At 71.7% G+C, this 23,940-nt stretch carries 21 protein-coding genes and 6 tRNA genes; 18 read left to right on the forward strand and 9 right to left on the reverse strand.

The window, feature by feature from the left end:
- Positions 1–42: 42 nt before the first annotated feature.
- The 6 genes from ABZO29_RS36345 to ABZO29_RS36370 all read left to right on the forward strand — a co-directional run bounded on the left by ABZO29_RS36345 (position 43) and on the right by ABZO29_RS36370 (position 9,729).
- A complete protein-coding gene (locus ABZO29_RS36345) occupies positions 43–879 on the forward strand; it encodes a MetQ/NlpA family ABC transporter substrate-binding protein (protein WP_367324442.1) in 837 nt (278 codons plus the stop codon).
- Between the two features lie 153 nt (positions 880–1,032).
- Positions 1,033–1,671 carry a GNAT family N-acetyltransferase gene (locus ABZO29_RS36350; RefSeq protein WP_367324443.1) on the forward strand — a complete coding sequence of 213 codons (639 nt, stop codon included), beginning with the start codon at positions 1,033–1,035 and terminating at the stop codon, positions 1,669–1,671.
- A gap of 115 nt (positions 1,672–1,786) precedes the next feature.
- Positions 1,787–3,007, forward strand: a complete 1,221-nt coding sequence (gene cbiE, locus ABZO29_RS36355) for a precorrin-6y C5,15-methyltransferase (decarboxylating) subunit CbiE (protein ID WP_367324444.1) — start codon at positions 1,787–1,789, stop codon at positions 3,005–3,007.
- A gap of 346 nt (positions 3,008–3,353) precedes the next feature.
- The gene (gene cobT, locus ABZO29_RS36360) at positions 3,354–7,445 is read left to right on the forward strand and encodes a nicotinate-nucleotide--dimethylbenzimidazole phosphoribosyltransferase (RefSeq protein WP_367324445.1); all 4,092 of its coding nucleotides are present in this window, start codon (positions 3,354–3,356) and stop codon (positions 7,443–7,445) included.
- Positions 7,446–7,589: 144 nt separating this feature from the next.
- The gene (cobA, locus tag ABZO29_RS36365; RefSeq protein ID WP_367324446.1) at positions 7,590–8,846 is read left to right on the forward strand and encodes a uroporphyrinogen-III C-methyltransferase; all 1,257 of its coding nucleotides are present in this window, start codon (positions 7,590–7,592) and stop codon (positions 8,844–8,846) included.
- Between the two features lie 64 nt (positions 8,847–8,910).
- Entirely contained in the window at positions 8,911–9,729 is an 819-nt protein-coding gene (locus ABZO29_RS36370; protein WP_367324447.1) for a TrmH family RNA methyltransferase, read from the forward strand.
- A 138-nt stretch (positions 9,730–9,867) separates the two neighbouring features.
- On the opposite strand, the gene ABZO29_RS36375 is transcribed toward ABZO29_RS36370, so the two are convergent.
- Entirely contained in the window at positions 9,868–11,253 is a 1,386-nt protein-coding gene (locus ABZO29_RS36375; RefSeq protein WP_367326338.1) for a protein kinase, read from the reverse strand.
- A gap of 196 nt (positions 11,254–11,449) precedes the next feature.
- Between ABZO29_RS36375 and ABZO29_RS36380 the strand changes: the two genes are divergently transcribed.
- The 4 genes from ABZO29_RS36380 (at position 11,450) to ABZO29_RS36395 (ending at position 13,795) form a co-directional block, all read left to right on the forward strand.
- Positions 11,450–11,725 carry a hypothetical protein gene (locus ABZO29_RS36380; protein WP_367324448.1) on the forward strand — a complete coding sequence of 92 codons (276 nt, stop codon included), beginning with the start codon at positions 11,450–11,452 and terminating at the stop codon, positions 11,723–11,725.
- Between the two features lie 198 nt (positions 11,726–11,923).
- Entirely contained in the window at positions 11,924–12,121 is a 198-nt protein-coding gene (locus tag ABZO29_RS36385; protein ID WP_367324449.1) for a hypothetical protein, read from the forward strand.
- Positions 12,122–12,477: 356 nt separating this feature from the next.
- Positions 12,478–13,416, forward strand: a complete 939-nt coding sequence (locus tag ABZO29_RS36390) for a phosphotransferase family protein (protein WP_367324450.1) — start codon at positions 12,478–12,480, stop codon at positions 13,414–13,416.
- A gap of 100 nt (positions 13,417–13,516) precedes the next feature.
- Positions 13,517–13,795: a zf-TFIIB domain-containing protein gene (locus tag ABZO29_RS36395; RefSeq protein ID WP_367324451.1), complete on the forward strand. Its 279-nt coding sequence runs from the start codon at positions 13,517–13,519 to the stop codon at positions 13,793–13,795.
- Between the two features lie 55 nt (positions 13,796–13,850).
- On the opposite strand, the gene ABZO29_RS36400 is transcribed toward ABZO29_RS36395, so the two are convergent.
- From ABZO29_RS36400 to ABZO29_RS36420, 5 genes are all read right to left on the reverse strand, one after another.
- A tRNA-Val gene (locus ABZO29_RS36400) sits at positions 13,851–13,922 on the reverse strand.
- Positions 13,923–13,965: 43 nt separating this feature from the next.
- Positions 13,966–14,037 (reverse strand) — tRNA-Val (locus ABZO29_RS36405).
- A 36-nt stretch (positions 14,038–14,073) separates the two neighbouring features.
- Positions 14,074–14,145, reverse strand: a tRNA-Val gene (locus tag ABZO29_RS36410).
- A gap of 1 nt (position 14,146) precedes the next feature.
- A tRNA-Cys gene (locus ABZO29_RS36415) sits at positions 14,147–14,220 on the reverse strand.
- 38 nt (positions 14,221–14,258) lie between these two features.
- Positions 14,259–14,331 (reverse strand) — tRNA-Gly (locus tag ABZO29_RS36420).
- 188 nt (positions 14,332–14,519) lie between these two features.
- Between ABZO29_RS36420 and ABZO29_RS36425 the strand changes: the two genes are divergently transcribed.
- The 3 genes from ABZO29_RS36425 to ABZO29_RS36435 are packed head-to-tail and all read left to right on the forward strand — an operon-like array spanning position 14,520 to position 17,260.
- The gene (locus ABZO29_RS36425; RefSeq protein ID WP_367324452.1) at positions 14,520–15,563 is read left to right on the forward strand and encodes a chorismate-binding protein; all 1,044 of its coding nucleotides are present in this window, start codon (positions 14,520–14,522) and stop codon (positions 15,561–15,563) included.
- Entirely contained in the window at positions 15,560–16,381 is an 822-nt protein-coding gene (locus ABZO29_RS36430) for an aminotransferase class IV (protein ID WP_367324453.1), read from the forward strand. Before ABZO29_RS36425 ends, ABZO29_RS36430 begins: the two co-directional genes overlap by 4 nt.
- A gap of 54 nt (positions 16,382–16,435) precedes the next feature.
- The gene (locus tag ABZO29_RS36435) at positions 16,436–17,260 is read left to right on the forward strand and encodes a GNAT family N-acetyltransferase (protein WP_367324454.1); all 825 of its coding nucleotides are present in this window, start codon (positions 16,436–16,438) and stop codon (positions 17,258–17,260) included.
- Between the two features lie 27 nt (positions 17,261–17,287).
- Here ABZO29_RS36435 and ABZO29_RS36440 read toward each other — a convergent pair whose 3' ends face one another.
- The gene (locus ABZO29_RS36440; RefSeq protein ID WP_367324455.1) at positions 17,288–17,824 is read right to left on the reverse strand and encodes a DsbA family protein; all 537 of its coding nucleotides are present in this window, start codon (positions 17,822–17,824) and stop codon (positions 17,288–17,290) included.
- A 231-nt stretch (positions 17,825–18,055) separates the two neighbouring features.
- Here ABZO29_RS36440 and ABZO29_RS36445 point away from each other — a divergent pair, with 231 nt between their 5' ends.
- Positions 18,056–18,499, forward strand: coding sequence for a hypothetical protein (locus ABZO29_RS36445; RefSeq protein WP_367324456.1), 444 nt, complete (start codon positions 18,056–18,058; stop codon positions 18,497–18,499).
- A 184-nt stretch (positions 18,500–18,683) separates the two neighbouring features.
- Positions 18,684–18,836, forward strand: a complete 153-nt coding sequence (locus ABZO29_RS36450) for a hypothetical protein (RefSeq protein ID WP_367324457.1) — start codon at positions 18,684–18,686, stop codon at positions 18,834–18,836.
- A 66-nt stretch (positions 18,837–18,902) separates the two neighbouring features.
- Here ABZO29_RS36450 and ABZO29_RS36455 read toward each other — a convergent pair whose 3' ends face one another.
- The gene (locus ABZO29_RS36455) at positions 18,903–19,463 is read right to left on the reverse strand and encodes a CGNR zinc finger domain-containing protein (RefSeq protein WP_367324458.1); all 561 of its coding nucleotides are present in this window, start codon (positions 19,461–19,463) and stop codon (positions 18,903–18,905) included.
- Positions 19,464–20,550: 1,087 nt separating this feature from the next.
- Positions 20,551–20,964: an SsgA family sporulation/cell division regulator gene (locus tag ABZO29_RS36460; RefSeq protein ID WP_004002642.1), complete on the reverse strand. Its 414-nt coding sequence runs from the start codon at positions 20,962–20,964 to the stop codon at positions 20,551–20,553.
- A 191-nt stretch (positions 20,965–21,155) separates the two neighbouring features.
- On the opposite strand from ABZO29_RS36460, the gene ABZO29_RS36465 reads away from it, so the two are divergent.
- From ABZO29_RS36465 to ABZO29_RS36475, 3 genes are all read left to right on the forward strand, one after another.
- Positions 21,156–21,617, forward strand: coding sequence for a TIGR02611 family protein (locus ABZO29_RS36465; protein ID WP_367324459.1), 462 nt, complete (start codon positions 21,156–21,158; stop codon positions 21,615–21,617).
- Positions 21,618–21,704: 87 nt separating this feature from the next.
- Positions 21,705–21,776: transfer RNA gene (locus ABZO29_RS36470), tRNA-Val, on the forward strand.
- A gap of 868 nt (positions 21,777–22,644) precedes the next feature.
- On the forward strand, positions 22,645–23,931 hold the full coding sequence (locus ABZO29_RS36475; RefSeq protein ID WP_367324460.1) for an ABC transporter substrate-binding protein: 1,287 nt from the start codon (positions 22,645–22,647) through the stop codon (positions 23,929–23,931).
- The last annotated feature ends 9 nt before the right edge of the window (positions 23,932–23,940 follow it).

Raw genomic sequence — 23,940 nt, forward strand, 5'->3', positions numbered from 1 at the left:
GGATTCAAGGGGTCGCACCACCCATAAGGAAAGGCACTTTTCGTGCGTAACACCGCCAAGATCACCACCGCCGTCCTCGCCGCCGGAGCCCTCACCCTCGGGCTCACCGCCTGCGGCGCGGACAAGGACTCCGGCTCGGCAGGCGCGGGCTCCACACTGACCGTCGCCGCCACGCCCACCCCTCAGGGCGAGATCCTCACGTACATCAAGGACAACCTGGCCCAGCAGGCCGGCCTCGAGCTCGAGGTCAAGGAGTTCACCGACTACGTCACCCCGAACACGGCCGTCCAGCAGGGCGAGGTCGACGCCAACTACTTCCAGCACCAGCCGTACCTGGACGACTTCAACAACAAGAACGGCACCGACATCGTGGCCGTTCCCGGCGCCACCGTGCACCTGGAGCCGCTCGGCCTGTACTCCCAGGGCGTCAAGAAGCTCGCCGACCTCAAGAAGGGCGCCACCGTCGCCCTGCCGAACGACACCACCAACGAGGCCCGGGCGCTGAAGCTCCTCGAGGCCAACGGCGTCATCGGGCTGAAGGCGGGCGTCGGATACGAAGCGACCCCCAAGGACGTGACGTCCAACCCCAGGAACCTGAAGTTCAGGGAGCTGGAGGCCGCCCAGCTGCCGCGCTCGCTCAGTGACGTCGACGCCGCCGTGATCAACGGCAACTACGCGCTGGAGGCCGACCTCAGCCCCGCCAGGGACGCCCTCGTCGCGGAGTCGGCGAACGGCAACCCGTACGCCAACTTCCTCGCCGTGAAGAAGGGCAACGAGGACGACCCGCGTGTGCAGAAGCTGGCGAAGCTGCTCACCTCGCCCGAGGTGAAGAAGTTCATCGAGGACAAGTACGACGGCGCCGTCGTCCCGGCGTTCTGACGATCGGCCTCGGCCGAACGTATACGGCGTATCGCCACGCACCGGGTCCACTTCCTCACCGGGAGTGGACCCCGTCGTGCGGTTCAGTGCTTTCATGCTGCATGCTGGGCAGTTCAGCAGGCCCTGACGGTTTCGAAGGTTACGGAGCGGCGCATGACGAGCACCTTCCCCAACATCTCCATCAGCACGGAGCGGTTGGTGCTGCGTCCCCTCGACGAGGACGACGTCACCGCCCTGGCCGAGATGATGAACGACGAGCAGGTCGTCGCCTGGACGTCGGTTCCCCAGCCCTTCACCGAGGACCACGCGCGCCGGTGTATCACCGAGTACGCACCCACCGAGCGGGCCGCCGGGCGCGGCCTCGACCTCGCCGTCACCGAGTTCCTCACCCAGCGGCTGGTCGGCCTCATCCAGCTCGGCAGCACGAGCTGGCACGTCCGTTCCACCGAACTGTCGTACGTCATCGCCCCCTGGGCGCGCGGCGAGGGCTACGCCTCCGAGGCGTCGCTGGCAACCGCCCAATGGCTGTTCACCGACCAGAAGTTCGAGCGCATCGAGCTGCGCACGGCCGCCGACAACACGGCCGCGCAGCAGGTCGCCCAGAAGATCGGCTGCATCAGCGAGGGCGTCCTGCGCAACGCCTGCATAGCGAGGACCCGTGCCGACGACGACACCTGGGCCGAGGTGCGCACGGACTTCATCGTCTGGAGCCTGCTGCCGGAGGACCTGGAGGGCGCGGGGGAGCAGCTGGCCGAGAGCAGTGGTTTCACGTCGTACACGGACTGGAACTGAACCAGCGGCAGGGCAGCCGCTACCGCGCCCGCGAGGCCCGACCAGGTACCCTCACGGAGCCCGCCCGCGGGCTGATCCCTGACGACGTGCGCAAATCTTCTGGAGACTGACGACGATGGCCGACCGGGTCACGGTGATCGGCTGGGACGGCTCGCCGCTGACCGCAGCGGCCCGCGCCGCCCTGGGAGCCGCCACGCTCGTGGCAGGCGCCGCACACCACCTGGCGCTGCCCGAGGTACCGCCCACCGCCGAGCGCATCCGGCTCGGCAGCGTCGCCCTCGCCGCCCGCCGTATCGCCGCCCACCGCGGCAGCGCGGTCGTGCTGGCAGACGGCGATCCCGGTTTCTTCGGGGTCGTACGGACCCTGCGCGCGCCCGAGTTCGGGCTCGAGATCGAAGTCGTTCCGGCCGTCTCCTCCGTCGCCGCGGCCTTCGCCCGCGCTGGAATGCCCTGGGACGACGCTCAGGTGGTCGTCGCACACCGCCGAACCCTGCGACGCGCGGTGAATGTGTGCAGGGCCCACACCAAGGTCGCCGTCCTCACCTCACCGGGCGCCGGCCCCGCCGAACTCGGCCTGCTCCTGGAGGGCGTCCACCGCACCTTCGTCATCTGCGAGGAACTCGGCACCGAGCGCGAACAGGTCACCGTCGTCACCTCCGACAAGGCGGCCGACCACACCTGGCGCGACCCCAACGTCGTCATCGTCATCGGCGGTGCCGCCGGCCCGGGCGTCGCAGGCGAGAGCGGCGGTTGGATCGCCGGACGCGACCCGGGGACCGGCCCGCGCGGCTGGGCGCTGCCGGCCAAGGCGTACGGCGGCGCCCTCGGCGAAGGAGAAACGGATCTTCTGCGGGCCGCCCAACTCGCCCGCCTCGGCCCGCGCGTCGGCGACCTCGTGTGGGACATCGGGTGCGGCAGCGGCGCCTTCGCCACGGACGCCGCCCGCGCGGGCGCCGCCGTCATCGCAGTGGACCGCGACCCCAAGGCCTGCGCCCGTACGGAGGCCTCGGCGCGCCGCCATGGGGTCCAGCTCCAGATCGTGCACGGCGCCGCCCCCCTCATCCTCGAGAACCTCCCCGAACCGGACGTCGTCCGGGTCGGCGGCGGGGGAGCGGCCGTCGTCTCCGCGGTCGCCGACCGCCGCCCGCAGCGCATCGTCACGCATGCCGTCAACCGCGACACGGCCGAACTCGTGGGCCGCGACCTGACGGAGCACGGCTACCGCGTCGAGTGCGCCCTGATGCAGTCCGTCGAACTCGACACCCGGGACTGGACGGAGACGGAGCGGAGCGTGGCGTTCCTGCTCAGCGGGGTCCTTATGGAACGCAACCCGTGATCCGGTTGTCGTACCGCGCGCGGTAGGCTGGCCGATCGTTGTACCGCACGCCGTGGTCCGGAAGTTCGTTCGTCAATGTCCGGAAAGCGCGCCCGTTTTGGGGTGAGTGTGGTACGGCAGAACCGGAGGATGCGCAACGTGGCGCAGTCCACAGCGGGCCGTCGCGGATCAAGCTGTCGTGACGGGGGAACGACCGCGACAATGCCACTGAATGGCTTTGTCGCCTTTTACGGGCGGGTCGTTCGTGCCGCTGGGCACGCACGCTCGTTCTTCACTGTGGGGCGGTCGGTGCGCCGCTCCGGGTGAGCTGGTCGTAGAAGCACTAACCGATGGGCGAGGGGTACGCATGACGGACACCGGCCAGGTCCCGGGCGAGGGACTGCCGGAGAGCGTAGGCACGGTGGAACAGCCGGGCGTCTCCGCGCCCGGCGCGTACACCTACCTCTCCGAGACCACCGCCGAGGACGAAGACCTGTTGCTGCTGCCGGGCGCCCAGAGCGCATGGGGCAACGAGGTGGCCCCGCCGGCGCCGGAACCGGTGGTCGAGACGGTCCACGAGCCCGGGCCCCACGAGATGGCCGGCCGCGACAGCGGCTCGGTGGACCTCGGTGGCGTCCGCCTGCCCAACCCCATGCCTCCGCCCACGCAGGTGCCGCCGCGCCGCCCCCTGCACCTCGGGCCGCCGATTCCGGACACCTCCGCGAGCCCGGTCCGCTCCCTCGCGGACCGCGGGCCCGCGGGAGCGCCGTTCCGGCATCCCGGTCCGCCCACGACCGGTCCGGAGTACCTCGACGTCCCGCAGTCACAGGAGATGCCCCCGCAGGGGGCGGCGCCGTGGGGCGCGCATGCCATGGTCCAGGCGCCGGTGAGCGCCGGGGCGGCGCCCGCGGAAGCGGTTGCTCCGGCAGCGGAACCGCAGGCCGAGCCGGTGGGCGTGGCCCAGGCGGCCGTGGCCCGGGTGGCGACCGAGGCGGTGGCGGCGACGGCCTCGCAGCCGGCGCAGACCGGCCAGGAGGGTGCGTACGCCGCGGCGGTCCCGCAGCACGGCGAGGCGCTGTACGCCGCCGAGGGCGGCGGCCCGTCCGGGGCCACGTCCGGCCCGGAGGCCATGGTCGGGACGGGCGGTGTGGACCCGGTCGGGGGAGCGGGGCAGGTTCCCGGGGCCGGTGTGGTGGCGGAGAGTGGTCCCGCTGTCGGCGCGGCCGCTGATGCCGGGCAGCCCACGGGCCAGGGAGTGGCCGGCGTTCCGGCTCAGGCTGCCGGTGAGGGCGGCCCCGCGGGCGCCGCACAGTCGGCCCACGTCGCTGCCGTGGGGCAACCGGCCGACGTTGCTGCCGCGGGGCAACCGGCCGACGTCGCCGCCGGGCAACCGGCCGTCGTCGCAGCCGCCGACGCCGGGCAGGTTCCCGGAGCCGCCGTTCCCGTTCCCGACGCGGGTCCGGCTCCCCAAGCGGCTGCCCCGACCGAGCGGGCGCAGGCCGCCGAGACGACCGACCGGACGCAGACCCCCGAAACCGCCGCCCCGGTCGACCCGGATCAGGCCTCCGGAGCCGCGCAGGCGCCGGAGACCGGCGCAGTCCCGGCGAGCGTGCAGGCCCCGGAGACCGGCACAGTCCCCGAGACAGTGCAGTCGCCGGAGTCGCCCCCGCCCCCGACTGCGCAGGCCCCTGAACCCGTCGCACCGGCGAACGCCGAGGCCCCCGAGGCGGTCGTACCCGTGAGCGCCCCGGCATCCGAGGCGGTTGCCCCCGAGAACGCGCAGGTGCCGGAAGCGGCCGCCCCCGGCACCACGCCCGTCCCGGCGCGCGTCGACGTCACGCAGGCGCAGCAACCCGCGGACTCCCCGGCCCCCGCCGAGGTCCCCTCCGCCGCCGTGCCCGCCGAGCCGTCCTCCCAGCCGGCGGAGCCCGGCCCCGCCCCGCAGGAGCAGAGCGCCCAGCCCGTCCTGCCGGACCTCCAGCCCGCCCAGGGCCCGCAGTCGGTGCCGGCCTTCCCGGTCGTACCGGATCCGGAGGCGGTGCAGGCGGTGACGCCGGAGCCCGGCGCCACTGACGTCGAGGCGCAGGAGCCGCCCACGGCCGCGACCCCCGAACCGCCGGCCGGGCACATGCCGGACGTCCAGCCCGCCCCGCTCACCGAGACGGGCTCGGTCCCGGCGGAGTCCGCCCAGCCGACCACCCCGGCCCCGGCCGCCGACTCCGGGCCCGCCCCCGAGCACAACGAGCCCACCGCCGTCCCGGCCGAGCCCCAGCCCGCGCTCACCACGGACGCCGAAGCCGCGCCGAACGGCCAGGCCCAGGCCCCGGACCCCCAGTCGTCCGCCCCGGTCGACGAAGCCGGCGTTCCCGCGCCCGCAGGACAGACCGGCCCGGACGACGTCACCGCCGTACTGCCCGGCGGCATCCCGCCGGAGCCGCAACCGGACCAGCCCCTGGGCCAGTTCGTGCCGGTCGAGGGTTCGGTGCCGACCACCCCGCACCTCGCGCCGACCCCGCCGCACGCGATCGTCCTCCCCACGGAGGAGCAGGCGCCGGAACCCGTCGCCACGGTCCCCGCACCCCGCGAGGCCGACGCCGCTCCCGCCCCGGCGACCCCGGACACGGAGCCGCACCCCGACGTCGTACAGAACGCGGAGGACCTGGACACCAGGGCCGCCGACCAGGAAGAGGACCAGGTCGCAGTGGAAGACGTACGGGAGTCCACCGGCCCGGCCGCGCCCGCCTACGACGACGCCGAGCGCGAGGCCGTCCTGAAGGTCATGCGCGAGCGCCGCGACATCCGCAACGGCTTCCGCAGCGACCCCATCCCGCACGAGGTGCTGCTCCGGGTCCTGGAGGCCGCCCACACGGCCCCGTCCGTCGGCCACTCGCAGCCCTGGGACTTCGTCGTCATCCGGTCCGCCGAGACCCGGCGCAGCATGCACGAACTGGCCATGCGTCAGCGCGACGCCTACGCCAAGTCGCTGCCCAAGGGCCGGGCGAAGCAGTTCAAGGAACTGAAGATCGAGGCCATCCTCGACACGCCGGTGAACATCGTCGTCACCGCCGACCCGACCCGCGGCGGCCGGCACACCCTGGGCCGTCACACCCAGCCGCAGATGGCGCCGTACTCCTCTGCCCTCGCGGTCGAGAACCTCTGGCTCGCCGCCCGCGCCGAGGGACTGGGCGTCGGCTGGGTCAGCTTCTTCGACGAGCGCGAGATGGTCCGCGCCCTCGGCCTGCCCGAGCACCTGGAGGTCGTCGCCTACCTCTGCGTCGGGTACGTCGACGAGTTCCCGGAGGAGCCCGAGCTGATGCAGGCGGGCTGGTCCAAGCGCCGCCCGCTGTCGTGGGTCGTCCACGAGGAGACGTACGGCCGTCGCGCGCTGCCCGGCGAGGAGCCGCACGACCTGCTCGCCGAGACGGTCGCCCAGATCCGCCCGCTGGACGCCAAGGCGCTCGGCGAGGCCTGGGAACGCCAGAAGCGCATGACCAAGCCGGCGGGCGCCCTCGGCATGCTGGAGATCATCTCCGCGCAGCTGTCCGGGCTGTCCCGTCAGTGCCCGCCGCCGATCCCGGAGCCCGCGGCCGTCGCGATCTTCGCCGGAGACCACGGGGTGCACGCGCAGGGGGTCACGCCCTGGCCGCAGGAGGTGACGGCCCAGATGGTCGCCAATTTCCTCGGCGGGGGAGCGGTCTGCAACGCCTTCGCGGGTCAGGTGGGCGCCGAGGTCTGCGTCGTCGACGTGGGTGTGGCCGCCGATCTCCCGGCGACCCCGGGCCTGCTGCCGCGCAAGGTCCGCGCGGGCACGTCCGACATGACCACCGGTCCCGCGATGACCCGCGAGGAGGCCAAGCAGGCCATCGAGGTGGGCATCGAGACGGCCCGCGACCTGGTCGCGGCCGGCAACAAGGCCCTGCTCACGGGCGAGATGGGCATCGCGAACACCACGGCGTCCGCGGCGCTGATCTCCGTCTTCACGGGCGCCGACCCCTCCGAGGTCACGGGCCGCGGCACCGGCATCAACGACGAGACCCTCGCCCGCAAGACCGAGGTCGTCCGGCGCGCTCTCGAAGTCCACAAGCCGGATCCGGCCGACCCCATCGGGGTCCTCGCCGCGATCGGCGGCTTCGAACACGCCGCCATGGTCGGCCTCCTCCTCGGCGGCGCCTCCCTGCGTACGCCGGTGATCCTGGACGGTGTCAGCGCGGGCGCCGCGGCCCTGGTGGCCCGGGCGATCGCACCCGAGGTCCTCGCGGCCTGTATCGCGGGCCACCGCAGCGCCGAGCCCGGCCATGTGGCCGCGCTGAACAAGCTGGGCCTGCGCCCACTGGTCGACCTCGACCTTCGCCTCGGCGAGGGCACGGGCGCACTGCTGGCGCTCCCGCTGGTCCAGAGCACCGCGCGGGCGATGCACGAGGTGGCGACGTTCGACTCGGCGGGCGTCACCGAGAAGTAGCACCGGGACGGGGGTGGGTGAGCGCGGGCACCGTCGCGCCCACCCCACCCCCGCCGTACGCTGAACGCAATCTAAAATCCGCACGTCAGGGCCGCTCCAGAGCCGCAGCGCCCACCGCACGCCTGTACGAGGAGCCGCACCCTCATGGCCGAACACCCCGCCTACCCCGTAGGCCTCCGTCTCACCGGCCGCAGGGTCGTCGTCCTCGGCGGAGGTCAGGTGGCCCAGCGCCGCCTCCCCGCGCTCATCGCGGCGGGCGCGGACGTCCTCCTCGTATCCCCGGAGGCGACCCCCTCGGTCGAAGCCATGGCGGACGCGGGCGAGATCACCTGGGAGAAGCGTCCCTACGCGCAGGGCGACCTCGCAGCTGCCTGGTACGCCCTGATCGCCACCAGCGACCCCGACGCGAACGCCCGGGCCTCCGCCGAGGCAGAGGCACACCGCGTGTGGTGCGTCCGCTCCGACGACGCCGACGCGGCCACGGCCTGGACCCCCGCCACCGGTCACAGCGAAGGCGTCACCGTGGCCGTCCTCACCACGAACGCCCGCGGCCGCGACCCCCGCCACACCGCCGCCATTCGCGACGCGGTCGTAGAGGGCCTGCGCGACGGCACCCTCGTGGCACCCCATCACCGCACCCGCACCGCAGGCGTCGCCCTTGTCGGCGGCGGCCCGGGCGACCCGGACCTGATCACGGTCCGCGGCCGCCGCCTGCTCGCCGAGGCGGACGTCGTCATCGCGGACCGGCTGGGCCCGCGCGACCTGCTCGCCGAACTCCCGCCCCACGTCGAGGTCATCGACGCCGCGAAGATCCCGTACGGCCGTTTCATGGCCCAGGAGGCCATCAACAACGCCCTGATCGAGCACGCCAAGCAGGGCAAGTCGGTCGTACGGCTGAAGGGCGGCGACCCGTACGTCTTCGGCCGTGGCATGGAGGAGCTCCAGGCACTCGCCGAGGCCGGCATCCCGTGCACCGTCGTCCCCGGCATCTCCAGCTCGATCTCGGTTCCGGGCGCGGCCGGCATCCCGGTCACCCACCGCGGCGTCGCCCACGAGTTCACGGTGGTCAGCGGCCATGTCGCCCCGGACGACGAACGCTCCCTGGTCGACTGGCCGTCCCTGGCGAAGCTGACCGGCACGCTCGTGATCCTGATGGGCGTCGACAAGATCGGCCGGATCGCGGAGACGCTGGTGGCGCACGGCAAGCCCGCGGACACCCCGGTGGCCCTGATCCAGGAGGGCACGACGGCCACGCAGCGGCGCGTCGACGCGACCCTCGCGACGGTCGCCGAGACGGTGCGCGCCGAGGAGGTGAAGCCCCCGGCCGTCATCGTCATCGGCGAGGTCGTGAAGGTGGGGCCGGAATCCCTCACCGCCGCACGCCCGGAGACATCGGCGTAACCCGGGGTAACACAACCCGTTCCAAGCCGTTGGCACCGCACCCAGGACAAGGCAGTATCACCCTGTGGCCGATCTCATCACCGTTGAGGATCCCGACGACCCGTGCCTGCGCGACTACACGGGCCTGACCGACGTCGACTTGCGCCGCAAGCGCGAACCGGCCGAGGGTCTGTTCATCGCCGAGGGCGAGAAGGTCATCAGAAGGGCGAAGGAAGCGGGCTACGAGATGCGCTCGATGCTGCTCTCGGCCAAGTGGATCGACGTCATGCGGGACGTCATCGACGAGCTCCCGGCCCCCGTCTACGCGGTCAGCCCGGAACTCGCCGAACAGGTCACCGGTTACCACGTGCACCGCGGCGCGCTCGCCTCCATGCAGCGCAAGCCGCTGCCCACGGCGGCCGAACTCCTGCAGACCGCCCGCCGGGTCGTGGTCATGGAGTCGGTCAACGACCACACCAACATCGGCGCCATCTTCCGCTCCGCGGCCGCCCTCGGCATGGACGCGGTACTGCTGTCGCCGGACTGCGCGGACCCCCTCTACCGCCGCAGCGTGAAGGTCTCGATGGGCGCGGTCTTCTCCGTGCCGTACGCCCGCCTGGACACCTGGCCCAAGAGCCTGGAGTCGGTCCGCGAGGCGGGTTTCACGCTGCTCGCCCTCACCCCGGACGAGAAGGCGAAGTCGCTCGACGAAGCGGCTCCGCACCGGATGGACCGGGTCGCCCTCATGCTCGGCGCCGAGGGGGACGGCCTTTCCACCCAGGCCCTGGTCGCCGCCGACGAATGGGTCCGCATCCCGATGTCCCACGGCGTCGACTCCCTCAACGTGGGCGCGGCGGCAGCGGTCGCGTTCTACGCGGTGGCGACCGGACGTCCGCGGAGCTAGGACCTGTCCGGCGGTTCAAGTCGCAGGTAGGCAGCGGCGCTTGATGAGTGCCGGTGAGCGAGGTGTGGTGCGTCCAGCTGCAAGGCGGGGGAGGGCGTTCCGCACGCCGCGTCTGCGCGCACGATCCGCCGGACACGCCTAGGGACCCCGGGACTCGTGCTCCTGCTGCTGTCTTACGACGTCCACGCCGCCCCCGAGCCCCCTGGCGGACGCCTGGCAGCCCTGTACCACGCCGATGCCGAGCGCCACGAGCAGCGTCACGACGACGAACACGAACAGCCGCTGGCGCAGCAGACGCGGATTGGCGGGCCGCCGCCCGGTCCCGGTGGGCCGGGTCGCCGGACGTCCCGCACCGCTGCGGGGAGCCGGACGGGAGCCGCTGCCTGCGCGCGTGGCGCGGGAGGCGGGCGTGGTTCGCGCGCCGGGGCGGGACGACGGGGCCGTTCCACCGCGCGACGTACTGGCACCGCCGCCCCGAGAAGCACTGCCACCGCGCGACGGGGCTCCGCCCCGCACCGGAGCCTGCCCCCGCGAGGTGGAGCCCGCCCCCCGGGACGTCGGAGTCCCCTGCACTCCGCCCTGCTGCACCTGCGGACGCCGCTGGGTGCGCTCCGGGTAACCGGTGTCGGTGAGCCGTCCGGTCGGGCGGTCCGCCTCCGCGGCGCGGGGTGCGGGCGGTCTTGCCTCGGCCTGGCCCTGGGCCTCGCGGGCCGCGATCTCCTTGAGGCGCAGGGACAGCTCGAGAGTGCTGGGCCGTTCCTCGGGGTCCTTCGCCAGACACGTCCTGATCAGTGGTGCCAGGGCGTCCGGTACGCCGTGCAGCTGCGGTTCCTCGTGCACCACGCGGTAGAGCATCACCTCGGAACTGCCGTGCCCGAACGGTGAGTCGGCCGTCGAGGCGTAGGCGAGCGTGGCGCCGAGCGAGAACACGTCCGTGGCCGGGGTGACCACGGCCCCGCGCACCTGCTCCGGTGCCAGGAAGCCGGGTGAGCCGACGGCCGTGCCGACGTGGGTGAGCGTGGAGGCCCCGGTCGCCCAGGCGATGCCGAAGTCGATGATCCGCGGTCCCTTGGGGGACAGCAGGATGTTGGACGGCTTCAGATCCCGGTGCACGACGCCGGCCTCGTGCACGGCGACCAGCCCTTCGGACAGTGCGGCACCGATCGCGGCCAGCTCAGCCGCGCCGAGCGGCCCCTCGTCGGCGACCTTGTCGTGGAGGGAGGGACCGGGCACGTACTGCGTGGCGAACCAGGGCCGGTCCGCGTCCAGATCGGCGGCGACCAGCCGTGCCGTGCACCCACCCCTGATCCGCCGCGCGGCCGAGACCTCACGCGCGAACCGCGTCCGGAACTCCTGATCCTCCGCCAGATCGGGCCTGATCACCTTGAGCGCGACCCGCTGCCCCTTCTTGTCGGAGCCCAGGTAGACAACGCCCATCCCGCCCGCGCCGAGCCGTCGGTGAAGCCTGAACGAGCCGACGACGCGCGGGTCCTCGCGCCTCAGGCGCATCATCGCCATGTTCATCCCCGCTGCCCGGTCCGTGTGACGTGGCACAGCTTACGTTTCCACGGCCGTCCACGCGCAGAGGCCGCGCCCTCTCTCCCAGATCGATTGTCAGTGCCGGGTGGGAGACTTGAAGAGTGGTCAGGGGGCTGGTGAACAGGGCCACTTCGGCGCGCCTGTGACCCCAACCACTGCTGACAGAAGGGGGATTGATCGAGTGAAGGGTGATCGGGTGGAGATAGTCGTGGACGCGGGGGACACGACACGTACGTACGAGGTGGTGGCGAGCAGGGCGGGCCGCCGGGTGGAGACGGCGGTGCGCCGGGGGGTGGTGGAAGTGAGCGAAGTCACCCGCAGCGGATCGGTCGTCCGCACGGCCCGCTTCATGGCGAACCGGGTCCTTGCCCTGGTCGAGCAGCCGGTGCCGCGCGAGGACAGCTCAGAGAAACCGGGGCACTCCGGGCGCCCCCTCCGGGAAGACCCCGAGACCTAGGACCCCGTCTCCACCCAGGGGAGTACTCCGCAGGTCATGGCTCATCCTCCGGGAGGCCCGGCAATCGGTACGAGGGCATGACGTGCGGCGCCCGCCACGCGCCTAGATTTGAGGTCAAGCGGCGGGTGCAGCACTCGTCCCCCGAGGTCAGACACCCGCCGCTGCCAACGACAACTGAGAACGGTCAGGAGAGGGACCATGGCCCACACGGCACCGCGGACACTGATCCGCACCCAGGAGCGCGCAGCACTCCGCTCCCGCCGCCAGGGCCGTCGCCACCCCCTGGTGGCGACGCTCATGGCCCTCCCCCTGGCGGCCCTTCTCCTCCTCGTCTTCGACGGCTGGGAGACAGTGGCCACACAGGCGTCGTCCGTGGGCGTGATGCTGGGGCGCTGAGCGGCGACCCCAGGCCCGGAAGAGCGGTCCGGGCGGGGACATCCACCCATGAAACCCCGTGGGGACGGGGGTGCGGCGGACGGCAAAAAATGCCGGCGCAGCTGGGGAGCTGCGCCGGCATTGCTTTTCCTGGAGGGAACGCGGGTACGGCGCCTGGCCGTCCCGCCCAGCCGCGGGCAGTCGTGCCTTCCCCGCTCGGAGCGGAGCCGAGGGTGGGGGAGGGCGGGAGCGGGCGGCACCCCGTCAGCGCCGGTTTGCGCGTCCCACCCCAGTACCGACCCTGGGCCACAGGGAAACCGCCCCATGCTCACCCACGTACGCTCACCCACGGAGCCGCACACACCCAGGGGGGACACGTGACCGCAGACCTGCTCCCCGAACTGACCGCGAGAGTCAGAACCGCAGCTCACCCGCACCGCCCGCACTCCAGCACCTGCGCCTGCGGAGCCAGCACCCTCGCCGACCGCCCCGACGTCACCGTCGTACGCCACGCCGACACAGTCGCCAAGGCACACGCACCGCACACAGCCACGGACGAGCTCACTCTCCGCCTGACCACGGCAGTGCACCACCCCGACATCCTGCTGCCCCCGCTCGCCCCGACACCGGCCGACCTGCCCGGCGGCAGACTCGTGACCTTCTGGCCGTACGGCACCCCGGTGGACCCGGACGCCCCGGAGGCCGCTCCCTGGGAAGCCGCCGCCACCCTCCTCGCCCGCCTCCACCTGACCCCCGCCCCGCCCGCCCTGCCTCCCATGCGGGGCCCGCACAAGGCCGCCCGGGCCCTCACCCGCCTCCGCGCCGCAGTCGCCGGCGACCACCCCGCAGCCACCCCCGTTCTGCGCGCCTGGACGCTGCTCCCCGCCTGGGCCCGGGCCGAAGCCCCGCAGCCCGACACCACCACCCTCTGCCACGGCGATCTCCACCTCGGCCAACTGGTCCGCCACCCCGCCCCCGACGGTCCCTGGCGGCTGATCGACGTCGACGACCTGGGGGTGGGCGTCCCGGCCTGGGACCTCGCGCGCCCGGCGGCCTGGTACGCCTGCGGACTGCTCCCGCCCGACGAGTGGGCCCGTTTCCTCGGCGCATACCGGGCGGCGGGCGGCCCCGCGGTCCCCCCGGACGGCGACCCCTGGCCCGCACTCGACGTCCCGGCCCGTGCCCTCACCGTGCAGACCGCGGCCCAGGTGATCGTGAAGGCGCTTGCGGCGGACCGTCCGCTGGACGAGGTGGAGCGGTCCGTCGTGGACGCATGTGTCCGAATGGGCCACATCCCCCACATCCCGCGGAGTTGACCCACGACTTCCCGAAGTAAGGTGCAACCGACCGCAGCCGGACAGAGTCTGTCCTGGCGATACGCGAAGCAGGACCGACCGGCGAGGAGTTGAGCCGACCATGCAGTGTCCGAAGTGTCATGCGCCGATGCACACGTACAACCGCAACGGCGTCCAGATCGAGCAGTGCAGCGGCTGCCGCGGGATATTTCTCGACTACGGCGAGCTGGAGGCGCTGACCCGCCTGGAGTCCCAGTGGTCCCAGCCCGCGCCGCCGCCCCCGGCCGCCCCGCAGGCGTACCCGGCCCCGCAGGCCCCCGCCTGGGGCGCCCCGCACGGCAGCCACTACGGAGGCCACCACCGCCACAAGAGCTTCGGCCACATGCTGTTCTCCAGCTGAGCCGCAACGACGACGGAGCCCCCGGCCGTATCAGACGGCCGGGGGCTCCGGGGTGTGGACGATACTGGGATTGAACCAGTGACCTCTTCCGTGTCAGGGAAGCGCTCTCCCGCTGAGCTAATCGTCCTCGGGACCGTGCTCCAAGGGTTCCAAGGATCACGGGCACTGCGTGCGCGATACTGGGATTGAACCAGTGACCTCTTCCGTGTCAGGGAAGCGCTCTCCCGCTGAGCTAATCGCGCGGGTCGGGATCCTGCCGTTCGTGCTGGAAGATCCAGTGGACGATACTGGGATTGAACCAGTGACCTCTTCCGTGTCAGGGAAGCGCTCTCCCGCTGAGCTAATCGTCCTTGGAGGTGGAGACGGGATTTGAACCCGTGTAGACGGCTTTGCAGGCCGTTGCCTCGCCTCTCGGCCACTCCACCAGGAGTGCAGGGGACCAGGGCGATCCCCTCTTCCTTCGAGCGGACGACGAGGCTCGAACTCGCGACCTCAACCTTGGCAAGGTTGCGCTCTACCAACTGAGCTACGTCCGCCTGTCGTTTCGGTCCGCTCCCGCGGCCCGGCGACGTGTTGAACTCTAGCGGATTCCTGGGCCAGTACAAAAACGCGTTTGTGCAGCGTGCTGCGCTACGTCCCTTCGCGTACCTGCTCAGGGCCCCGCCGGGCCACCCCCGGGACATGCCCGGGCCACCCGCGGGACCCCCGCCATAGACTCGGTGCCGTGCTCGATCTCCCTCCGCTCGCCCGCTTCGGCAACCGCGTCGCCACCGGCCTCATCGACGTCACCGGCGATCCCGCGGCCCTCGACTCCACCGGTTTCTGGGCCGTCTGCGCGGACTTCGAGGGCCGTCTGGTCTGCGCCCGCTTCCGCGACGTACGAGTGGAGCCCGTGCCCGTTCCCGTGCCGGGGCAGTGGCGGGGACCGGCCGCCGGTGACTGGACGTCCTCCCTCGACCGCGCCGCGTACACGGCCGGGGTCCGTCGTGTCCGTGAGCACATCGCGGCCGGCGAGGTCTACCAGGCGAACCTCTGCCGCGTCCTGTCGGCGCCGGTCGCGGCCGACGCCGATGTCGACGCCCTCACGGCCCTGCTGGCCCGCGGCAACCCCGCGCCGTACGCAGGAACGATCCGCCTGCCGGCACACGGCGTGGAGCTGGCCAGCGCGTCCCCGGAACTCTTCCTGCGCCGCGACGGCCGGGTCGTCGAGTCCGGTCCCATCAAGGGCACCGGCCGCACTGAGGCGGACCTCCTGGAGAAGGACTACGCCGAGAACGTGATGATCGTGGACCTGGTCCGCAACGACATCGGGCGCGTCTGCGCCACCGGCAGCGTGACCGTCCCCGATCTGTGTGCCGTCGAGAAACACCCGGGGCTGGTGCACCTCGTCTCCCTCGTACGCGGCGAGCTGCGCGCGGACGCCGGATGGCCGGAGCTGCTGGACGCCGCGTTCCCGCCCGGCTCGGTCACCGGCGCCCCCAAATCGAGCGCGCTGCGGATCATCGAAGCCCTGGAGACGGCCCCCCGGGGGCCGTACTGCGGCGGGATCGGCTGGGTCGACGCCGACCGCGGCGCGGGCGAGCTGGCCGTCGGCATCCGCACCTTCTGGATCGACCGCGCCGAGGGTGTGCTGCGCTTCGGTACCGGCGCCGGCATCACCTGGGGCTCCGACCCGGAGGCGGAGTGGCGGGAGACCGAGCTGAAGGCCGCCCGGCTGCTCGCGGTAGCGTCGGGAGCGTACGAGGTGAGTGGAAGGGACCTTCAGTGAAGATCTGGCTCGACGGCGGTCTGCAGGACATCGAGTCCGCCCGCGTCTCCGTCTTCGACCACGGGCTGACCGTGGGCGACGGCATCTTCGAGACGGTGAAGGCGGTCGACGGCAAGCCGTTCGCGCTCACCCGCCACCTCGACCGGCTGACCCGCTCCGCCCGTGGTCTCGGCCTGCCCGACCCCGACCTCGACGAGGTCCGCCGCGGCTGCGCCGCCGTCCTCGAGGCCAACCCGATGCCGCTGGGCCGCCTGCGCATCACGTACACCGGCGGTCACGGCCCGCTCGGCTCCGACCGCGGTGATCGCGGACCGACCCTCGTGGTCGCCCTCGGTGAGACCGCCCGCCGCCCCGACTCCACGGCCGTGATCACGGTTCCCTGGACCCGCAACGAGCGCGGTGCGCTCACCGGCCTGAAGACGACCTCGTACGCCGAGAACGTCGTCGCCCTCGCCCGCGCCCACCAACACGGCGCGTCGGAAGCCCTGTTCGCCAACACGGTCGGGCAGCTCTGCGAAGGCACCGGCTCCAACGTCTTCGTCGTCGTCGACGGCGAGATCCACACCCCGCCGCTCGCCTCCGGCTGCCTCGCGGGCATCACCCGGGCGCTCACCGTCGAGTGGACCGGCGCCAAGGAGACCGACCTGCCGCTGGACGTGCTGGAGCGGGCCGAGGAGATCTTCCTCACCTCCACCCTGCGCGACATCCAGGCCGTGCACCGCGTCGACGACCGTGAACTGCCCGGCGCGCCGGGCCCGGTGACCGCCAAGGCGATGCGGATCTTCGACGAGCGGTCCGGGGAGGACCTCGATCCGTAAAGGCCCGGAACAAACCGGCTGACCTGGCGGGCGGCAGCGGGTAGAACACCGGTGATGACCACCACTCTGCGGCCGACCGAGCCGCTCCAGCGAACCGAGGACGGAACGCGCTCACGCCGTTACCAGGTGTGCGTGAACAGCCGTCCGGTCGGCTCGATACATCTAGGCACCTCACCCCAGTTCGGCGACTCGGTGGCCTGCATCCGCGATCTGCGCATCGAGGAGCCGGACCGTCGCCGCGGCCGGGGCACGGTGGCCGCCCTCGCCGCGGAGGAGGTGGCGCGCGGCTGGGGCTGCACACAGATCGAGGTGGGCGTCCCGGCCTCCGCCGAGGCGGCGCTGCGGCTCGTCAAGGCGCTGGGGTACGTCCTGCGCAACCGGAACATGGAGAAGGAACTCGGCGACTCCCTGCCCGAACTCCCCGCAGGCAGCCGTGCACGGACCATGACGGAGACCGAGTTCGAGGCGTGGCATGCGCACGAGTCGGAGGACTACGCCCGGACCTGGATCGAACGGGGCATCCCCGAGGCCGAGGCCTACGCCAAGGCGCGGCGCGACCACGAGATGCTCCTGCCGCAGGGGCTTACCACCGAGAACATGCGGTTCAGCGTGCTGGAGCACGAGGGGAAGCGCGTGGGGACCCTGTGGCTGGCCCTGCACGCCGGCCGGCACTGGGTCTTCGACGTCGAGGTCGACGCGGACCACCGCGGCCACGGACACGGCCGTACGCTCATGCTCCTCGCGGAGATCCAGGCGATGGGGGCCGGCGGCCGCACCCTCGACCTGAACGTGTTCGCGGACAACACCCCGGCCGAGCGGCTGTACGAGTCACTCGGCTACGAGACGACGCGCTACGCCCTCTACAAGCCGCTGCTGTGACGCCACGGACCCGCCGATGCCCTGCGGTCAGGCCTCCTGCTCCGCCAGCAGCCTGTCGGCGATCTCCTCGATGCGCTCGCGCAGACCCTCCTGGCTCTTGCCGCCGTCGAGACGCTCGCCGCCGATGACGTACGTCGGGGTACCGGTCACGCCGATCGCCTTGCCCTCGGCCTGATCGGCGTCCACGACCAGGATGTGCCGGCCGTCGATCAGGGCCGTGTCGAACTCCTCGGCGTCCAGACCGAGTTCAGCGGCCACCTCGACCAGGAAGGGTTCCCCCTTCCGGCCCAGGTCCTCGACCCGGCCGAGCACCGCCTCCACGTACGGCCACCCCTGGCCCTGCTCCGCGGCCTCCTCGGCGGCCTGCGCTGCGGCGAAGGCGTGCTTGTGCTTCTCCAGCGGGAAGTGCCGCAGCCGCAGTTCCAGCCGGTCGCCGTAGCGGGCGCGCAGGGCGCGGAGGTCGTCCAGGGCGCTGCGGCAGTCCGGACACTGGAGTTCGCACCAGACGTCGAGCACCGGGGCGGCGGGACGCGCGGGTGCGGAGTCGGGGGAGGAGTCGCTCATGGGACCAGTCTCCCAGTCCTGCCTGCCGCTCCCCAATCCGCACCGGCCACTACCGGCACCTCGGGAGGAGCCGACCCGGAGATGTCCCTGATGTCCGGCCGGACCATGGCCTGCGAGGGTTCGTGCGGTGCACGATGGAAGGGGCGAAGCGGGCCCTGCCCGATCCGCGCCCGGCCGAATCCGTGCCCGACCGACTCCGTGTGCCGGACCGAATCCTGTGTGGAGGACCGGATGATTGCCGAGACCGTCTGTTCCGCCGTCTCTGCCGCCGGACTGGGCATCGCGGTGGTCACGGCCTACCGCAAGCGCTTCCTCGCGGCTGCCCGCATTGCCGCCTACTCCCTGGTACCCCTTGGGCTGGTGATGACCGGGGCTGTCGAATGGGTGGCCGAGACCGCCTTCAGCCCCACGGCCTGGGCCGGCTTCGCCGTCCTCGGCGGCGCCTGGGCGCTGTTCGCGACCACGCGCGCCGTGGAGCGCCGCCGGGGTGGTACCCGCAAGGAACGCAAGGCCGCGGCCCGCTCCGCACAGCAGGGGGCCATGGCTCCGTCGGCCTCGGCACCTTCTCTGGGCCAGGGTTCCCGTCCGGCCACCAGGCCCGCGACCGCGCCGCGCTCGGACTCCGCGGACGACTTCAGCGACATCGAGGCCATCCTGAAGAAGCACGGCATATGACGGTGGGCTGCGAAGTGACCGGCATATGACTGGCGCATTGACGACTGGAACGACACGGAAGATCGACACACGCCCCGAAATGATCAAGCCCTGAACCGGACATCACGGAATCCAGCGAACTCCCGCTCATTCCGGGCGTGTTGATCGCGCTCATGCCCCCGGCTGCGCCATCATCGCCCGCGAGATGCTGGACACGAAACAGAGCGAGACCGCGCCGCCGCAGGACGAGCCGCGTGGATGCCTCTTCGCCCTTTCCCAGCCACCGCTGATGATCTTCCTTGCGGTGATCGGGTGTCTGCTGCTCACGGCCGCGCTGCACGACCTGCTGATGCTGTGAGCCGTACCCGCGGTCCCCGGCGTCACCCGCCGGGGCCGCGTCGGCCTCGAGGTCCGGGGATCTCCCTCAGCCCGCCGCTTCCTTGCGGCGCGCCCGGTACGCGGCGACGTGCAGCCTGTTGCCGCAGGTCCGGCTGTCGCAGTAGCGCCGGGAGCGGTTCCTGGAGAGGTCGACGAAGGCGCGCCGGCAGTCGGGCGCCTCGCAGCGGCGCAGCCGCTCCTCCTCCCCGGCCACCACGAAGAAGGCCAGGGCCATTCCGCAGTCGGCCGCCAGATGGTCGGCGACCGAGGCGCCGGGGGCGAAGTAGTGCACATGCCAGTCGTAGCCGTCGTGGTCGGTGAGCCGGGGCGTGGTGCCCGCGGCGGCGACCAACTCGTTGATCAACCCGGCAGCGGACCGGGGATCCGGGGCCGCGAAGACTCCGGCGAACCGTCCCCGGACCTTGCGCACCGCCGAGAGGTCGAACTCCGAGAGCATGCCGACATCACTGATGTCGTGCGTGCGTACGAATTCCTCGAGGGCAGCGACATCCGGCAGTCCGTCGGGCGTGGTGTCGTCCTCCGGCGCGGTGTTCACCAGATCCACCACGGTGTCGAGTGCGCACCGGGTGTCGTGGGTGATCAGCACGTTCAGCTCCCTGGCCTGGGGGGTCGGGCAGGCGCCCGCCGATGCTGGCCGATGGTAATGGCTCCGGGGACCGCAGCACGGGCCCCGTCTGCACTCACGATGCCGGTAGAACGGGCGCGGGGCGCCGAGGGTTCCCGTCGGAGGGCCATCACGAATGGCGAGTCGCGGGAGGTGTGCGGCGTTGAGCTTCCCGTCGCTCCCCGGGTGCGCGAGGCACTGGGCTGTGGGGTCGGTCGGGGGCCGGACACCCGCCCGGGCTTGGCTCGCGCTGCACGACGGCTCGCGGGAGGCGGCACGGTGGCGGATGGCGTCCCGCCGAGTGGTGTAGCCGGGCAGCCCTCGCGTTGTCACAGGTCACGGCGGTGATCGGCCCGGCACCGGGGCGCCGGGGCGCCGGGCAGAGCGTGCCGTCCCTGATCGGCTCCCGCAGCGGCTCCGAGACTCGGCCCCGTCTGCCGACCACAAGCCATCCGGACCAGTGCAGCCCGCATGGCTACACCACCCGGCGGGACGCCACCCGGCGGCGGTCCGTCAGTGCGGGTGGCGCTGAGCTGTGTCGTCGGTCCGTGGCCGCATGTGGTGCGGAGGTGGTGCCGTCGGTTCGTGGGTGGGGTGGTGCGGAGGTGGTGCCGTCGGTTCGTGGGTGGGGCGGTGGTGCGGAGGCGGTGCCGTCGTCCGCAGGCGCTTGCGTCGCCGAACCATGCCGCCGTGTCCGGAGACGGTGTGGCGCCGAACCGCTCGTCGGTCCGCGGAGCGCGGCGCTCGGCCATGCCGCTGGTCCGCGGCCATGCGTGCCTCCCCCCGCTGCCTTGAGGGTGGGGGAGGTGCCCCCAGGGGTCATGGAGCCCCGCTCGAGCGACGCCGAGAGTGGAGGAGGGGGCGCGGGCGGCACCCCGTCAGTGCCGGGCCGTGCACCACCCGCTGCAACCCCGGCCACGCCGACGACCACGCACAGCAACCGCACGCACACCGACGCCGCCCCGAGAGATTCACGGTGGCGGCGTCGGCGGCATGCCCTATGCGGTTGTTCTGGCCCGAGCCGTCTCCCCGAGTGGACGGCGCCGGGCGGCTCTGTGAAAGCCTCGACCTAGCTTTCCGCCAGGATGTGCGAGAGCTCCTGATCCAGATCGAAGTGACGATGCTCCGTGCCGGGAGGCACCGCCGCATCCGTCCGCTTAAGAAACGACTCCAGGGCCCGCGCCGGGGCCTCGAGCAGGGCTTCCCCCTCCGGAGAGCTCAGGGCGATGCACACGACGCCCTGGCCATGACTGCGCGACGGCCAGACGCGGACGTCGCCGGTACCCGTGGGCCGGTGGAGACCCTCGGCGAGGAGGTCGCGGGCGAACACCCACTCGACGGTCTCCTCGGCTCCGGTGTGGAAGGTGGCGTGCACGGCGTAGGGGTCGGCCGTGTCGTACCGCAGGCCTGCGGGGACAGGCAGGGAGGACTCGCTCGACACAACGAGGCGCAGGTGCAGCTCGCAGCTGACCGTGGTGTTCATAAGCGCCAGGGCCTTTCGCTCAGTGTGCGCTCGGGGATTCGCACGTCGGCGAAATCGACATGCCACCTACGGTGCCGTTGTAAACCCCTCTGAGTGTTTTGCGTGTCTTTACGTAACTCTTCCGGCCGAGAACCTGTTCGCGAGGTACGACCATTCCGGTGACTGGTTTCTCTCCGGTAAGGTTTGGGTGTATGAACACGGGGAGTAACGGGCCGGGCGAGGTGGCCGTGGCGGCGGACGACACGACGACGGACGGGGCGGCGGCCGAAAAGCACGAGCGGGGACTCGGCTCGCGGGCGCCGGAATTCATCAAGGCGCGCCGCGCGCTGCACCTCAGCTGGCAGGTGGGTGTCTTCATCATCGGCCTCGCGGTCGTGGTCGCGGGAATCATCATGCTGCCGCTGCCCGGACCGGGCTGGGTGGTGATCTTCGGCGGCATGGCGATCTGGGCGACCGAGTTCGTCTGGGCCCAGCTGGTTCTCCGCTGGACCAAACGCAAGGTCACCGAGGCGGCCCAGCGGGCGCTCGACCCCAGGGTGCGGCGCCGCAACATCGCTCTGACCGTGATCGGCCTGGTGATCGTGTCCGTTCTCGTCGGCATCTACCTGTGGAAGTTCGGCGTCGTGATGCCCTGGAAGATCAAGGACCAGTGACCGTGACAGGGGCGCGAGTGCGGCCCGCAGCGGGTCTGCGCCGGTCACAGGCACTCCCTGACATGGGGTAATGTTCTTCCTGCGTCCGGGCGATTAGCTCAGTGGGAGAGCGCTTCGTTCACACCGAAGAGGTCACTGGTTCGAACCCAGTATCGCCCACCCGGAACCGGCGGCCCGCCTGCAACAGTGCAGGCGGGCCGCCGTCGTATGCGAGCCCGGATGCGCGCCGGCGGCCGGCTGTGCCCCGGGGTGAACCGGCGGCGGGCCCGCCTGCCGGCCGGACGGAACACCGAGGGCCGCGCTGCTGACGCAGGGGCCGCCGACGGACGGGAGCGGCGAGTGGCGCTCTGGCGATCTTCGCAGGCGTGTGCACGGGCATGTGCAAGCGCCGGCGGCCACACGAAGCGCGTACCCGACGGCCCCTGACGCACGGCTACCGCAACCGAGAAGCGCGAACGAGACGGCGACCTGGGGCCGATGCGTGTGGTGCGGCGACTGCCGTAGATGGCCCGGGTCTGTTCAGCGGGCCTCCGCGGCACCGGAGTGAGAGCTCACGCAAGCGCGGCGAGCGCCTTCGTCGGACCTTCGCGATCTGCCGGCAGGCCGGCCCACCTGCCACGACCGCGTTCAGCGACCCTCCGTGATCGCATCCCGTGAAGTCGGCGCGCCTGGGCCCGTCGGAGACACCCGGCAGCTCTGCACGCCCCACACAACGGACGGCCGCATCGGGGGTGGGCGAACCACCCCGACGTACAACTCTCCACCTCCCGGGCGCCTTTGAGCCCAAGATCTCCGCATCCACCCTCAGCCCTCCCTCCGACCCACCGCCCACACCGGCCTCACGTGCGGCATCGCCATCCCCGCGCCACCGCCCCGTCTCCCTGCCCCGCAGCTCCGCCGGGCCGCCCCACAAGAAATTCCTGTCCGAATCATTGACGCACCCTCAGCCCCTCCGTAACTTGTGCCAGCAAGCGCTTACTTGAAACGATTCACGAGCGGCAACGACGCTGCGGGGAGGGGCCCGACTGTGGGAACCGGGAATGTTGAAAGGCGCACGATCCTGAAGGCGGCGGGGGCGACCGCGGCCACGCTGGGGCTGGCCGCGACGACGGGCTGCGGTGGTGACAGCGGCACTTCCGCCGACGGGACGGTGACGATCCGTTACTCGTGGTGGGGTGCCGACGAGCGGGCGAAAAGGATCAACGAATCCATCAAGCTCTTCGAGAAGAAGTATCCGAAGATCAAGGTGAAGACGGACTTTCAGGACTACGTCTCTTTCTGGGAGAAGTTCCAGACGCAGGCCGCCGGTGGAAATCCCCCGGACGTTTTCCAGAACGCCGTTGGATTTCTTCGGAAGTACGACAAGCGCGGCATCCTTCTCGACCTCAAGTCCCAGATCGACGCCGGGAATCTGAGCCTCGACGGCTTCCGCGAGGGCGTCACCAAGGTCGGCGAGGTCGACGGCAAGCAACTCGGTATCCCCGTCGGCTCCAACACCATGGCGCTGGTCATCGACAAGAAGGTCTACGCGAAGGCGGGTATCGAGCCGAAGCAGGGTTGGACCTGGGACGAGTACTTCAAGGCCCTCAAGACGATCCACGACAGGACGAAGGTCGCCGGGGACACGGGCTACCACAGCATCATGTACCTGTACGACCTCTACCTCCGCCAGAACGGCAAGGCCTTCTTCACCAAGGACGGACTCGGTTTCGACGAGGCCGATCTGACGGAGTGGTGGACGGACGCGTACAACCGCGTCAAGGCCGGGATCATCACCGACCCGAAGGTGGTCGAGCAGGACAAGCCCAAGTCCTCGCTGGCGGCCGGACACGGTGCCTCGGAGTTCACCTGGGACAACTTCACGGTCCGCTACGCGGCGGAGGGCGACAGCGAGTACGGCCTCGCACCGATCCCCACCACCGACGGCAAGGACACCGGCCAGTACCTCGCCTCCCTGATGCTGAGCGCCTCCGCGCGCACGAAGCACCCCAAGGAGGTCGCCCAGTTCATCAACTTCATGGTCCACGACCCCGAGGTCGGCAAGATCATGGGCTACGACCGCGGCATCCTCGCCACCACCGAGCAGTTCGAGGCCTACGAGCCGACCGACGCGCAGGGCAAGGAGATCGCGCGGTACGAGCAGGACACCGCCAAGGCGGGCCTTCTCGGCACGATCACCCCGCATCCGGCAGGCGCCGACACCGTGGAGGCCGCGTTCCTGCGCATCGGCGGTGACATGGCCCAGGGCAAGACCAAGGTCTCCGACGCGGTGAAGCAGTTCTTCTCCGAGTCCGAGGCCGCCTTCCAAGCCTGATTGGGAACC

This window comes from Streptomyces sp. HUAS ZL42 (assembly GCF_040782645.1).
Taxonomy (GTDB): Bacteria; Actinomycetota; Actinomycetes; order Streptomycetales; family Streptomycetaceae; genus Streptomyces.